The following is a 12541-nucleotide window of genomic DNA, read 5'->3' as shown; positions in this document are numbered from 1 at the left end:
GAGGAGCAGGAGGTCGACCCGCCCGCGTCAGGAATCGGAGAGCGAGGATCCGCAACGGTACACACCCGTCACGAGAGTGTCGATCGCGGTCTTCGCCGAGTCGGAGACGTCGCCGAGAGCGTAGACCGCGAAGGTCAGCTCGGTGCCGTCCGCCGCGGTGACCACGCCGGCCAGGGTGTAGCCGGTGTCTATCCAGCCCGTCTTCGCCCGCACCGCGCCGTCTGCCGCGGCGTTGTCGCCGGCGAAGCGGTCGGAGTAGGAGAGCGAGCCCGTCCGGCCCGACACCGGCAGGCCGTCCAGGAGGATCCCCAGCTGCCCCTCGCGGGCCTGCACCTTCCGGAGCAGCTCGGTGAAGTACGCCGGCGCGACCGCGTTGTCGTCGCTCAGGCCGGAGCCGTCGACGATCGCGATCCCGGACGTGTCGACGCCGTAACCGGCGAGCCCCTGCAGCACACCGGCCTGCTCGGCAGCGAAGTCGCTGCCCGCGCCGGTGCGGATCGCGACGAGCCGCGCGAGCATCTCGGCGATCGCATTGTCGGAGACGAGCAGCATCTGCTGCACGAGCGTGCCGACCGGGGCCGACTCCACCGTGCCGAGAACCGCGGCGCCAGCGGGAGCGGTCCCGGTGGAGACCACGGGCGAGCCGTCCAGCTCGTCGGCGAACGCCTCTCCGGCCCGGCCGACCGGATCCGTGCCGCGCTCGGAGGTCGAGGCCGTGGGGTCCACGCGATCGCCGTCCACCTGGAGCGCCGTGATCTCGGGCATGTAGCCGTCGACCTGCTCCTTGCGGTTCCAGCTCGGCTGCCAGGTCTCGCCCGAGTAGAGGGAGGAGTCGAGCACCAGCGACGTGATCGGCGTCCCGGCGGTGGACGGGTCCGCCTCCCAGGCGCTCTCGACCTGCGCCGCGAGGTCGTCGAGGTGGGCCGCTCCGGCGTAGGTCGACTCCCGGCCGGTCGGGAGCCGGGTCAGGGTGAGGTCTCCCCCGCCGACGAGGACGACGCTTCCGGGCTCGCTCCCGCGGACCACGGTGGTGGCGATGCGCGTGTCCGGGCCGAGGACCGCGAGCGCCGACGCGGCCGTGAGGATCTTGAGGGCGGAGGCGGTGCGGGACGCGGTCCCGCCCCCGCGGTCGAACAGGACCTCGCCCGTCGCGGCGTCGACCACACGCGCCTGCATCGAGCCCAGGCGCGGGTCGGTAGCGAGCCCCGCCACCGAGCAGGTGCGGAGCGCCTCGGCCGCCGCTTCGGCGGTGGGCCGCGCCGTGGCCGTCGGCGTCGGTGCGGGAGTCGCGGTGGCGGTCGGGGTCGAGACGACGGGCAGCGCCCCGGGCTCCGCGGCGCTGCCGAGGGCCGTCCCCACGCCGAAGGCGCCGCCACCGAGCACGGCGGCCACGAGCACCGCGGCGACCACGAGAGTGCGGCGACGGCGGGGAGGAGGCGTGTCGGTCATCCGCAACAGGGTAGCGACACGAGTTCGACGCGACCTGGACGTCGAGGATGAGGCCGGGAACTCGCGGATCCGGCCGGCACGTCGCGGATGACGGGAGAGGGAGCCGCCTGTGGGAATCGAACCCACGACCTTCTCATTACGAGTGAGACGCTCTGCCGACTGAGCTAAGGCGGCGTGCACGCGGGGCCTGAGCCCCGGACACGATTACACAGCATAGCCTGCTCGCGCCCCCGGGCGTGAATCAGGACGGCGCGGTCGAGCAGAGGCTCCGCGACGGCGGCGGCGACCGCCGCGCTCGGCTCAGGCGAGCGCGCCGCGGAGCTCCTCGAAGGAGCGGGCGATGCGTCCGGGCAGGGCCTCCCGGCCGTCGTGATCGACCCAGGCCGCCCAGGCGTGGCGGACGGCGGCGAGCCCGAGGAGCGTCAGCATCCGCGCCCGGCTGCGCACCCGCTCCGCGTCGTCGTCCTCCTGGCCGAGACGCTCGGCGACGAGCCCCTCGACCGCGAGCTCGAACTCGCGCATGCCCGCGATCTTCAGACCGACCAGATGCGGGTGCTCGCGGAAGAGCGCGCGGCGGAGGACGTGCAGCTCCCGGTCCTCCTCGAGCGGCTCCTCCATCGCGGCGACGAAGACCCGCTGCAGGTCCTCGAGCACGGCGCCCCGGCCCGCGACGAACGCCGCCGCCGTCTCGTCGGCGATGACCGGGAGCCCGCCGACCAGCGCGTCCTCCTTCGAGGCGAAGTAGTTGAAGAAGGTGCGCGTGGAGACGTCGGCGGCGCGCGAGACGTCGTCGATGGTCACGCGCTCCGGCCCGCGCTCGCTAGCGAGGCGGAGGACGGCGATCTCGATCGCCCGCCGCGTGGCCAGGCGCTTGCGCTCGCGAAGCCCGGGCTGCTGCTCGCGGGACCGCTCCTGCTCGGTCAGCACTTCGGGTCCACCTCCGGGACGGTCCCCTCGAGCAGGTACGCGTCGACCGCGTCGTTCACGCAGGACGTCGACTTGTTGTAGGCCGTGTGGCCCTCGCCGTCGTAGGTGACCAGGTGACCGGCGGAGAGCTCGCCCGCGAGCGCCTGCGCCCACACGTAGGGCGTCGCGGGATCGTTCGTGGTGCCCACGACCAGGATGGGCGCCGAGCCCTCCGCGGTGATCGGCTCGCGGGAGCCCTCGAACGCCGCCGGCCACTCGCTGCAGAGGATGTCGCCGTAGGCCATGTAGCGGCCGATCGTCGGCGCGGCCTGCTCGAGAGCGGCCTCGTCGGCGCGCATCGAGACGGTGTCGGCGTCGTAGGAGTAGTCGACGCAGTTGATCGCGAGGAACGCCTCGGTGGTGTTGTCCGCGTACCGGCCGTCCGCGTCGCGCCCGTTGTAGGCGTCCGCGTACTGGAACGCGACCGCGGCGTCGCCCCGGCGGACGCCGGCCAGCATCTCGCTCAGCGCTCCCCACGCCGTGGCGTCGTAAAGCGGGTAGACGATCGCGGTGAACAGCGTGCTCGCGCCGAGCTCACGGCCATCGGCGGCCCGGATCGGCGAGGCGTCCACGTCCTCGAGCATGCGCTTCAGCTGGGCCATCCCCGCGTCGACGGTGCCGGTGAACGGGCAGTCGTCCGAGCGGAGGCAGTCGGCGAGGTAGGCGCGCAGTGCGCTCTCGAACCCCTTCGCCTGCTCGCGCACCACGTCGAACGAGGTGGCCGCCGGATCGATCGCGCCGTCGAGGACGAGGCGGCCGACCCGGTCCGGGAACAGCCCGGCGTAGGTCGCTCCGAGGAACGTGCCGTAGGAGTAGCCGAGGTAGTGCAGCGTCTCGTCGCCGAGTGCCGCGCGCAGCACGTCGAGATCACGGGCGGCGCTAGGGGTGCCGACCTCGGGCAGCAGCGGCCCGCTGCGCTCCTGGCAGGCGGCGGCGAACGCGGCAGCGGTCGTGCGCTGCGCCTGGATCCACTCGTCGCTGCCCCGCTCCCCGGGCGTGATGTCGTAGAGGTAGGAGTCGAGGCCCGCGGCGTCGAGGCAGGAGACCGCGGTGGAGGCGCCCACTCCGCGCGGATCGAAGCCGACGACGTCGTACCGGGCGGCGAGCGCGGAGTCGACCGCGTAGTCGGCGCTGTCGCGGATGAAGTCGACGCCCGACGCTCCCGGTCCGCCCGGGTTCACGAGCAGGGAGCCGATCGCCGGTCCCTTCGTCGCGGGTCGGCGCACCAGGGCGATCGACGCCGTCTCCCCCGAGGGGTCGTCCCAGTCGAGCGGGACTGTCGCGTCGGTGCAGAGAGCGCCGTCGCCGCAGTCGTCCCAGACCAGCACCTGCGAGTAGTAGCGCTCCAGGGAGTCGTCGACGGTCTGCGGATAGGGGGTGGAGGTCCGGTCGACGCTCGGGCCGGGCGCGAAGCAGCCGGTCAGGAGGGACGCGGCCGCGGCGAGCGCGACGACGGCGGCCGACCGGCGCCCCCGCCTCACGCGGCCACCGGGCGGCGCGCCGCGACGACGAGCAGCGCCTCGAGAGCGAGGACCGGGGAGACGTTCGCGTCGATCCGCTGCCGGGCGGTCGCGATCGCGTCGAGGACGGCGAGCGTGCGGTCGGGCGGAGTCGCGTCGGCGAGCGCGGTCATCTCGGTCCGGACCTCCTCGTTGATGACGCCGCCGGGCGCTCCGAGCTGGAGGCGCACCACGTCGCGGTAGAGGGAGAGCAGGTCGACGAGGATCCGGTCGAGGCCGTCGCGGAGGCTCCGCGTCGCGCGTCGCTTCTGATCCTCCTCGAGCGCCCGCAGCTGCGAGCGGAGCTGCGCGGGCACGGTGCCTCCGGGCTCGACGCCGAGCGAGCGCAGCGCCTGCTGCCGCTCGGCCTCGTCGCGCTCGAGGGTGATCGCCTTGGCGTCCTCGGTCGCGACCTCGATCATCCGCGCAGCGCCGAGCACCGCGTCCGAGACGCCGCGGAGTCGCAGGGCGATGCGGAGCGTCTCCTCGCGGCGCTCGCGCGCGTTCGCGTCGGTCGCCAGGCGGTGCGCCATCCCGATGTGGCTCTGAGCCTGGCGGGCGGCGCGCTCGGCGGTCTCGGGGTCGACCCCGTCGCGGCGCTCGAGGAGACCGGCGACGTCCTCGACGCTCGGCACGCGGAGCCGCACGGAGCGGACGCGGGAGCGGATGGTGGGGAGCAGATCGGCCTCGCTCGGGGCGCACAGGATCCAGACCGTGCGCTCCGGCGGCTCCTCGAGCGCCTTCAGCAGCACGTTGGACGTGCGCTCGCTCATCCGGTCGGCGTCCTCGATGACCATGACGCGGTAGCGCGACACCGAGGGCGAGTACTGCGAGCTGCTGACCAGCCGCCGCACCTCGTCGATCGAGATGATCACGCGCTCGGTCGTCAGCACGGCGAGGTCGGGATGGGAGCGGGCGGCGACCTGGCGGCAGTCGGGGCACTCCCCGCAGCCGCCGTGGCGGCAGAGCAGTGCGGAGGCGAACGCGTAGGCGAGGTTCGAGCGGCCGGACCCGGGAGGGCCGGTGATGAGCCAGGAGTGCGTCATCGACGACGACTCCCGGCCACGGTCGTCCCGGGGCGTCGAGGCGTCCTGCAGGGCGCCGATGGCGTGCTCCTGCCCGACGAGCTGGCTCCAGACGGTCATGCCACCAGGCTAACCGCGAGCACCGACAGCCGACGCGCCGTCGAGGAGCGCGGCGACCCGCTCCCGCACCGCGGCCGCGATCTCCTCGACGGGGAGACCGGCGTCCACGACGAGGAAGCGCTCGGCGTCCGTCTCGGCGATCGCCAGGAACGCCTCGCGCACGCGCCCGTGGAACTCCGCCTTCTCGGCCTCCAGCCGGTCGAAGCGCGTGCGGGCCGCGTCGAGCCGGCCCCGCGCGACGGCGGGGTCGAGGTCGAGCAGGACGGTGAGGTCGGGCCTCAGGTCGTGGGTGGCCCACTCCGAGAGCCGCCGGACCTCGACGGCGTCGAGGACCCGCCCGGCTCCCTGGTAGGCGACGGAGGAGTCGATGTAGCGGTCCTGCACGACGACCTCGCCGCGCTCGAGCGCCGGTCGCACGAGCGTCCCGATGTGCTGAGCGCGGTCCGCCGCGTAGAGCAGGGCCTCGGCCCGCGGATCGATCTCGCCGCGGTGGTGCAGAACGATCTCGCGGATCTGCAGGCCCACCTCGGTTCCTCCGGGCTCGCGGGTGCGGACGACGGTCTCGCCCCGCGTGCCCAGCCACTCCTCGAGCAGCCGGGCCTGCGTGGTCTTGCCCGCGCCGTCCCCGCCCTCGAGGGTGACGAACAGCCCGGTCACGACTCCGTCGCGTCCGACGTCTCGGCGGCGGCCGCCGCGGCCGCGCGGCTCGCGGCGGTGGCGCGGGGCGCGGCGGGCTTCTTCGCTGCGGTCGTCTTCTTGGCGGCCGCGGTCGTCTTCGCCGCGGTCGTCTTGGCCGCGGTGGTCTCAGCCGTGGTGGTCTTCGCGGCCGCGGTCTTCGCCGCCGTCGTCTTCGCCGCCGTCGTCTTGGCCGCCGTCGTCTTGGCCGCGGTCGTCTTCGCCGCGGGCTTCCTGGCCGGCGCGCGCTTGGCCGGAGCCTTCTTGGCCGGGCCCTTCGCGCGCTTGTCGGCGAGCATCTGGACCGCCTGCTCGAAGTCGATCTCCTCGATCGTCAGGCCCTTGGAGATCGTGACGTTGGTCTCGCCGTCGGTCACGTAGGCGCCGAAGCGTCCGTCGCGGATCCGGATCGGCTTGCCGCTGACGGGGTCCGCCTCGAACTCCTTCAGCGCGCTCGACGCGCGTCGCGCCCCGTACTTCGGCTGGGCGAAGATCTCGAGCGCCGTCGGCAGGTCGACCTCGAAGATCTGGTCCTCGCTGGTGAGCGACCGGCTGTCGGTGCCCTTCTTGATGTACGGGCCGTACCGGCCGTTCTGAGCCGTGATCGGCTCGCCGCTCTCGGGGTCGTCACCGACCGTGCGCGGCAGGTCGAGCAGGCGCAGCGCCGTCGCCAGGTCGATCGACGCGACGTCCATGGACTTGAAGAGGGAGGAGGTGCGCGGCTTCACGACAGCGGGCTTCTTCGCGCCGCGCTTCGCGGGCACGGGCTCGACGACCTCCCCGGTGGCGGGATCCGCCGCGGTCTCCGGCTCCGGATCGACCTCGGTCACGTAGGGGCCGAAGCGCCCGTCCTTGACGACGACGGTCTTGCCCGAGTCGGGGTTGCTTCCCAGCACGCGGTCGGTCTGCACCGGGGCGTCGACGAGCTCCTGCGCCTTGGCGGGCGTGAGCTCGTCGGGAGCCAGCTCGAGCGGCAGGTTGACGCGACGCGGCGTCTCCTGCCCCTCCTCCTGGGCCACCTCGAGGTAGGGGCCGTACTTGCCGATGCGCAGGGTGATGTCGTCGGTGATCCGGACGGAGTTGATGCTCTTCGCATCGATCTCGCCGAGGTTGTCCACGACGTGTCGGAGCCCGGGGTGCGTGCCTCCGCCGAAGTAGAAGCGGTTGAGCCAGGCGACGCGGTCCTCCTCGCCGCCGGCGATGCGGTCGAGGTCGCCCTCCATCTCGGCGGTGAAGTCGTACTCCACCAGGTCGGAGAAGAAGTCCTCGAGCAGCCGGACCACCGAGAAGGCGATCCAGTTGGGCACGAGGGCGGTGCCGCGCGGAGTGACGTAGCCGCGGTCGACGATGGTGGAGATGATCGACGCGTAGGTGGAGGGCCGGCCGATGCCGAGCTCCTCGAGCGCCTTGACCAGGCTCGCCTCCGTGTAGCGCGGGGGCGGCGAGGTCTCGTGGCCCTTGGCCTCGACCTCGGCGACGACCAGGCTCTGGCCGACCTCGAGCACCGGCAGCTTGGCGTCCTTCTCGTCGCGGGCGCCGTGACGCTCCTCGTCGCGCCCCTCCTCGTAGGCGAGGAGGAATCCGCGGAAGGTGATGACGGTTCCGGAGGCGGTGAACTCGGCGGTCTTCGCGACGTCGCCGGCCGGCTCGGCGAGCAGCGTCACGGTGGCGGTCGAGCCCTTGGCGTCGGCCATCTGCGAGGCGACGGTGCGCTTCCAGATGAGCTCGTAGAGGCGGAGGTCGTTGCCGCGGAGGGTGCCCGAGAGCTGGTCCGGGGTGCGGAAGGTCTCGCCCGCTGGCCGGATGGCCTCGTGCGCCTCCTGCGCGTTCTTGTTCTTGCCGGAGTACAGCCGGGGCTTGTCCGGGACGGTCTCGGCTCCGTAGAGGGACGCGGCCTGAGTGCGTGCGGCGTTCAGCGCCTGCTGCGAGAGCCCGGGCGAGTCGGTCCTCATGTAGGTGATGAAGCCGTTCTCGTAGAGCGACTGCGCGACGCTCATCGTCTGGCGCGCCGAGAAGCGGAGCTTGCGCGCCGCCTCCTGCTGGAGCGTGGACGTGGTGAACGGGGCGGCGGGGCGGCGCGAGTACGGCTTGGACTCGAGGTTCGAGACCCGGACCGTGGTGGCGGGGTCGCGCAGCGCCTCGGCGAGGGCACCGGCGGTGGACTCGTCGAGGACGGTGACGTCGCCCTTCAGCTGACCGCGGTCGTCGAAGTCGCGGCCGCTTCCGATCCGCTTGCCGTCGAGCCGGGCCAGGCGGGCGTCGAAGCCCGCCGCGGCGTCCGACTCGGGCGCCAGCACGGTGGCGAGGTCCCAGTAGCTCGCCGACACGAACGCCAGGCGCTCCCGCTCGCGGTCGACCACCAGGCGGGTCGCGGCCGACTGCACCCGGCCGGCCGAGAGCCCGGGGCCGACCTTGCGCCACAGCACGGGCGAGATCTCGTAGCCGTAGAGGCGGTCGAGGATGCGGCGGGTCTCCTGGGCGTCGACCAGGGAGGTGTCGATGTCCCGGGTGTTGTCGCGCGCCTTCTGGATCGCGTCCTTCGTGATCTCGTGGAAGACCATGCGGTGCACGGGGACCTTGGGCTTGAGCTCCTCGAGGAGGTGCCACGCGATGGCCTCGCCCTCGCGGTCCTCATCAGTGGCGAGGTAGAGCTCGTCGGCGTTCTTCAGCGCGCGCTTGAGGTCGGCGACCGTCTTCTTCTTCTGGTCGGACACGACGTAATAGGGCTCGAAGCCGTTGTCGACGTCGACGGAGAACTTGCCCAGCGGGCCCTTCTTCAGCTCCGGGGGGAGGTTCTTCGGCTCGATGAGATCGCGGATGTGCCCGACGGAGGCGAGCACCTCGTAGCCGTCGCCCAGGTACTGGGCGATGGTCTTGGCTTTCGCCGGCGACTCGACGATCACCAGCTTCTTCGTGCCGGACACAGTTCTCCTCGATTGGTGCTGTCGGGTCGGACGACCAGTGGTCCGACGTCCCCTGCTGCGGGGAGACGGTGCGCGGCGACGTGGTGCGGGGAACGGCGACGCGTCCCCATCGGCGGGGGCGCCCGACAGGCACACCATACACACTGACCCCGGACGTGCTGCCCCCTCCCGAGGACACGGGGACCTCGGGAGGACGCTGGACACGGCCTCGGAGCCGCCTGCCCGGCCTGCCGTCGACGGGGGTGACGCGCGGCGCCGATCGGCGCATGATGAGGCATGGCAACGACGCACACCACCACGACCTCCGCCTACACGGCCAAGCTCCTCGACGGACCGCTGGAGGGCAAGACCCTCCGCCGGGGATACGGCGACGATCAGGCCCCCGCCGCACGCCTCGAGATCCCCGGGGCGAGGGCGGGCTCCCGCTACATCTACCTCCTCGCCGGCGGCCTCGAGCACGACGAGGGCGCGGGCGCCCTGCCGACCGCCGCCGCGTACCGGTACCAGCGACTCTCCTCCGACTGACGCGCTCCCGCGGCGTCGTCCGGACCTCGGTCCGGACGACGCCCGCTGCTGCCCCCGCCCTCAGGGCGGCGGGCCGGCCCTCGACCGCGCCGTGAGGGAGAGCGGACCCGCGGTGACGGCCGCCTCCGTTCTCGCGACGCCGCCGTCGACGTCGCAGAGGACGAGCTCGGCGCCGTTCGCGCGGGCTACGGCGGCGGCACGTCCGCACGGATCCCCGGCCAGCAGGCCGGAGGCGACGTCGGCCGCTGCCAGGGACGAGGCGTCCGCGGCGGCGACCGCTCGCTGGTGCCCGACGACTCCTGCGCAGCCGGCGAGGACGGCGGCCGTCACCAGGATCGTGCCCGCGACGACTCCGATCGCCACGACCGCGGCCGATCCCTCCTCCCGGTCGCGGACAGCCCCGGGGAGCCGGCGGATCATCCGCCCCCGCCCAGCGCGCAGGACCGGACCGAGACCGGGAGCGAGACCGCCGGGAGCGGGCGCAGCCGGGCCGCGACGTCGACGCAGACCAGTCCGTCCTGCTCCCCCGCCGTGAGCGACGCCCCCGTCACCCGGGCGAGCGGCGCGCGGGGGTCGTCGCCCCGGGCCGCGGACCGGGCCGCGTCGGCGGCCGCGTCGACGAGCCGGACGTACTGCGCCGAGGCCGCTACCGACCCCAGGCACAGCGCCAGCACCGCGACCACCGCCGGGAGCACGAGCGCGAGCTCGGCAGTGGCCGAGCCCTCCTCCTGGACGAGCCGCCCGCGCAGCAGCGGAAGGCCTCTCATCCCGCCGCGGTGAGCGCGCGGGTCACCAGGTCGGTCAGGATGCTCCGCACCTCGTCGCCCTTGAGGATGACCACCAGCAGCCCGGCGAAACCGACTGCGGCCATCGTCGCGATCGCGTACTCCGCCGTCGCCGACCCCTCCTCGTCGCCCAGAGCGCCGAGACCTCCCCACCCGGGTCGGCGCCACTCGACGCGCCCCGCGGAGACGTCGATGCCCGTTCCTCCGCCGGACGCCGCACCTCCGCCGCTCCTCGAGCCCCGGCTCGTTCCGGGCACACCACTTCCCGCATCCCTGCTCCTACCGAGTCCTCGACTCCGGGAGCCTCCCCCGCCGCTGATCGCCGTGTCACTTCTCATCCGTCCTGCTCCGTTCCGCCCCGCTCCGTGCCCCTCCTCCGAGGATCGCTGACTCCCGATCCCACCGATCGACCCTCCGGCCGATCCGTGGAGACGCCTCCCGATCCCGCCCCTGTGGAGGAGCGGTCGACCGCGTCACGCCGCCACCGAGAACGTCGAGAGCAGCACCGAGACGACCATCGGAGCCACTCCGAGCAGCAGGAACGCCGGCAGCACGCAGATCCCGAGCGGCAGCATCAGGGTCACGCCGAGCCGAGCGGCTCGCTCCCGCGCCCCGGAGGACGCCCGTGCCCGGACCAGAGCCGCCTCGCTCCGGAGCAGGCGTCCGGCCGGCACACCCGCCGCCGCGGAGAGGGCGAGCACCGGGTCCGCGTCGGAGAGCACGCGCTCGCCCGAGTCGAGCCCGCACTCGGCGAGCGCCGCCACGACCCGGGCGCGCGACGACTCGATCGAGCCGCCACCGGCCAGCGCCACCGAGAGGAGGTCGAGCGCGAGCCCGGGCGCCGGATCGGCCGGGGCCGCGCTTCGGACGAGGCGCCGCGCCCACGCGTGCGCGGCCGCCATCAACCCGGCTCCCCCGACCAGGCAGACCGCACCGGGCACCGTCCCGAGGAGCACGCCGACCACGTCGAAGCCCAGCAGTGCCCCCAGACCCAGCGCCGCCAGCGGCAGCGCGCTCACGACCCTCCCGGTGGCGGAGGGACCGGCCAGAGCCACCTCGATGTCCCGGCGGGCGCGCGCCAGCTCGCGCAGGGACTCCGCCAGCTCGCCGAGAGCGGCGGCGACCGGCGCGCCGGAGTCGGCGGCCACCCGCCACGCGGCGGCCAGCGCTGCCCACGCGGTCGCCTCACCGGTGTCCGGCGCTCGCCGTCGCGGCCGCTTCCGCTCCGAGCCGCTCCGCCGCGAAACCGGCGTCCCGCGCAGCAGCGCCTCCGTCACGTCGCCCCCGCGGCCGGCCTCCTCCGACACCGCCCGGAGCAGTCGCCGCCGCCGCGCGTCCCCGCTGTCCGCCCCCTCCGCCCCCGCGAGATGCCCGAGGGCCGACGCGGGAGCCACTCCCGCCGCGAGGAGGACGGCCAGTCGGTGCACGACGGCCGCGACCTCGTCCAGCCCGTCGCGGCCCGTCACGCGCTCGACCTCGAGGCGCTCGGGAGCGACCCGTCCTCGACCCTCAGGCGGCCGGCCGCGTCGAGCGCGAACGTCCCGAATGCCGCCAGCCGCCGCCGCCCGTCGCGGCGCTCGAGGTGGAGCACCAGGTCGATCGCGCTGACCGTCTGGCGGGCGATCGCCTCGGGCCCGAGTCCCGCGAGGACCCCGAGCGCCTCGAGACGCGCGGGCACGTCCTCGAGGGAGTTCGCGTGGAGGGTCCCCGCACCGCCGTCGTGCCCGGTGTTCAGCGCGGACAGCAGCTCGCGCAGCTCGACGCCGCGGCACTCGCCGAGGACCAGGCGGTCCGGACGCATCCGCAGCGCCTCCCGCACGAGCCGGTCCAGGCCCACGGCACCGGCGCCCTCGAGGTTGGGCTGCCGCGCCTCGAGCGAGACGACGTGCGGGTGCGCCGGCCGGAGCTCGCCGACGTCCTCGATGGCCACGATCCGCTCGGTCGGCGCCGCGCACCCGAGCAGGGCGCCGAGCAGGGTGGTCTTGCCTGATCCACCGGCTCCCGTGATCAGCAGGTTCCACCGCTCGCGGACCGCCCGGCGCAGAAGCCGCACTCCGTCGTCGTCCAGCATCCCGGCCGCCTGCAGCTCCCCGAGCGTCCAGGAGTCCGACCGCGGCACCCGCACCGACACGAGCGCTCCCCCGGTCGCCACCGGCGGCAGCACGACGTGCACGCGGACCCCGTGGCGGAGCCTGACGTCCACGCACGGGCTCGCCTCGTCGACGTGCCGTCCACCGGCCGCGACCAGCGCGACGGCCAGCCGCCGTGCTCCGGCGGCGTCGAGCGTCCACTCCGGAACCCGCTCCGCACCACCGCCCCGGTCGATCCAGAGGCCCGCGCCGCCGTTCACGAAGAGGTCGGTCACCGCGGGATCCGCGGCGTGCGGCGCGAGCAGCCCGAGACCGGCGGCGGCGGGCCGCACCGGCAGCGGGTCGCGGCGGTGCTCGGCGGGGACGAGGGGGACGAAGTCGCGGGTCATCCCGGCACGCTAGGAGCCCGTTCCGCGCGCCGGGCGCTCCCTGCCCGGTCGGAGGAGAGACGCCCGCGTCGGCGCCTGTGGAGGAACGACCCGG

General features: G+C 74.1%; 12 protein-coding genes and 1 tRNA gene. 1 reads left to right on the top strand and 12 read right to left on the bottom strand.

Features of this window, described 5'->3' with window-relative positions:
- Nucleotides 1–27: 27 nt before the first annotated feature.
- The 7 genes from dacB to topA all read right to left on the bottom strand — a co-directional run bounded on the left by dacB (nt 28) and on the right by topA (nt 8658).
- Nucleotides 28–1449: a D-alanyl-D-alanine carboxypeptidase/D-alanyl-D-alanine-endopeptidase gene (gene dacB / locus C5C99_RS06900; RefSeq protein ID WP_104339829.1), complete on the bottom strand. Its 1422-nt coding sequence runs from the start codon at nt 1447–1449 to the stop codon at nt 28–30.
- 101 nt (nt 1450–1550) lie between these two features.
- Nucleotides 1551–1623: transfer RNA gene (locus C5C99_RS06895), tRNA-Thr, on the bottom strand.
- A gap of 126 nt (nt 1624–1749) precedes the next feature.
- Nucleotides 1750–2376: a TetR/AcrR family transcriptional regulator gene (locus tag C5C99_RS17100; RefSeq protein WP_181027157.1), complete on the bottom strand. Its 627-nt coding sequence runs from the start codon at nt 2374–2376 to the stop codon at nt 1750–1752.
- A complete protein-coding gene (locus C5C99_RS06885) occupies nt 2370–3896 on the bottom strand; it encodes an alpha/beta hydrolase (RefSeq protein ID WP_104339828.1) in 1527 nt (508 codons plus the stop codon). The genes C5C99_RS17100 and C5C99_RS06885 overlap by 7 nt, the downstream gene beginning before the upstream one ends.
- The gene (locus C5C99_RS06880) at nt 3893–5059 is read right to left on the bottom strand and encodes a DNA polymerase III subunit delta' (RefSeq protein WP_104222203.1); all 1167 of its coding nucleotides are present in this window, start codon (nt 5057–5059) and stop codon (nt 3893–3895) included. The genes C5C99_RS06885 and C5C99_RS06880 overlap by 4 nt, the downstream gene beginning before the upstream one ends.
- A 9-nt stretch (nt 5060–5068) precedes the next feature.
- Nucleotides 5069–5716: a dTMP kinase gene (gene tmk, locus C5C99_RS06875; RefSeq protein ID WP_104247327.1), complete on the bottom strand. Its 648-nt coding sequence runs from the start codon at nt 5714–5716 to the stop codon at nt 5069–5071.
- Complete coding sequence (gene topA / locus C5C99_RS06870; protein WP_104247326.1) at nt 5713–8658, bottom strand: type I DNA topoisomerase; 2946 nt, start codon at nt 8656–8658, stop codon at nt 5713–5715. Before topA ends, tmk begins: the two co-directional genes overlap by 4 nt.
- A gap of 276 nt (nt 8659–8934) precedes the next feature.
- Here topA and C5C99_RS06865 point away from each other — a divergent pair, with 276 nt between their 5' ends.
- A complete protein-coding gene (locus C5C99_RS06865) occupies nt 8935–9183 on the top strand; it encodes a hypothetical protein (protein WP_104222197.1) in 249 nt (82 codons plus the stop codon).
- Nucleotides 9184–9243: 60 nt separating this feature from the next.
- Here C5C99_RS06865 and C5C99_RS06860 read toward each other — a convergent pair whose 3' ends face one another.
- From C5C99_RS06860 to C5C99_RS06840, 5 genes are all read right to left on the bottom strand, one after another.
- On the bottom strand, nt 9244–9603 hold the full coding sequence (locus C5C99_RS06860; protein ID WP_104272867.1) for an Rv3654c family TadE-like protein: 360 nt from the start codon (nt 9601–9603) through the stop codon (nt 9244–9246).
- Nucleotides 9600–9950 carry a TadE family type IV pilus minor pilin gene (locus C5C99_RS06855; RefSeq protein WP_104222193.1) on the bottom strand — a complete coding sequence of 117 codons (351 nt, stop codon included), beginning with the start codon at nt 9948–9950 and terminating at the stop codon, nt 9600–9602. The genes C5C99_RS06860 and C5C99_RS06855 overlap by 4 nt, the downstream gene beginning before the upstream one ends.
- Nucleotides 9947–10225 (bottom strand): DUF4244 domain-containing protein, encoded by a 279-nt coding sequence (locus C5C99_RS06850; protein ID WP_244229600.1) that lies wholly within the window; start codon nt 10223–10225, stop codon nt 9947–9949. Before C5C99_RS06850 ends, C5C99_RS06855 begins: the two co-directional genes overlap by 4 nt.
- Nucleotides 10226–10441: 216 nt before the next feature.
- Entirely contained in the window at nt 10442–11434 is a 993-nt protein-coding gene (locus tag C5C99_RS06845) for a type II secretion system F family protein (protein ID WP_104338307.1), read from the bottom strand.
- On the bottom strand, nt 11431–12447 hold the full coding sequence (locus C5C99_RS06840; protein ID WP_104262896.1) for a TadA family conjugal transfer-associated ATPase: 1017 nt from the start codon (nt 12445–12447) through the stop codon (nt 11431–11433). The genes C5C99_RS06845 and C5C99_RS06840 overlap by 4 nt, the downstream gene beginning before the upstream one ends.
- Nucleotides 12448–12541 lie beyond the last annotated feature (94 nt).

This window comes from Rathayibacter sp. AY1C4, assembly GCF_002932195.1.
Lineage (GTDB): Bacteria > Actinomycetota > Actinomycetes > Actinomycetales > Microbacteriaceae > Rathayibacter.
This window is presented reverse-complemented; position numbering and strand designations above follow the sequence as displayed.

Bases quoted from the DNA above. Each gene is read 5' to 3' on its own strand.
- dacB (WP_104339829.1), bottom strand. From the start codon at position 1,449: ATGACCGACACGCCTCCTCCCCGCCGTCGCCGCACTCTCGTGGTCGCC.
- C5C99_RS06880 (WP_104222203.1), bottom strand. From the start codon at position 5,059: ATGACCGTCTGGAGCCAGCTCGTCGGGCAGGAGCACGCCATCGGCGCC.
- C5C99_RS06865 (WP_104222197.1), top strand. From the start codon at position 8,935: ATGGCAACGACGCACACCACCACGACCTCCGCCTACACGGCCAAGCTC.
- C5C99_RS06860 (WP_104272867.1), bottom strand. From the start codon at position 9,603: ATGATCCGCCGGCTCCCCGGGGCTGTCCGCGACCGGGAGGAGGGATCG.
- C5C99_RS06855 (WP_104222193.1), bottom strand. From the start codon at position 9,950: ATGAGAGGCCTTCCGCTGCTGCGCGGGCGGCTCGTCCAGGAGGAGGGC.
- C5C99_RS06840 (WP_104262896.1), bottom strand. From the start codon at position 12,447: ATGACCCGCGACTTCGTCCCCCTCGTCCCCGCCGAGCACCGCCGCGAC.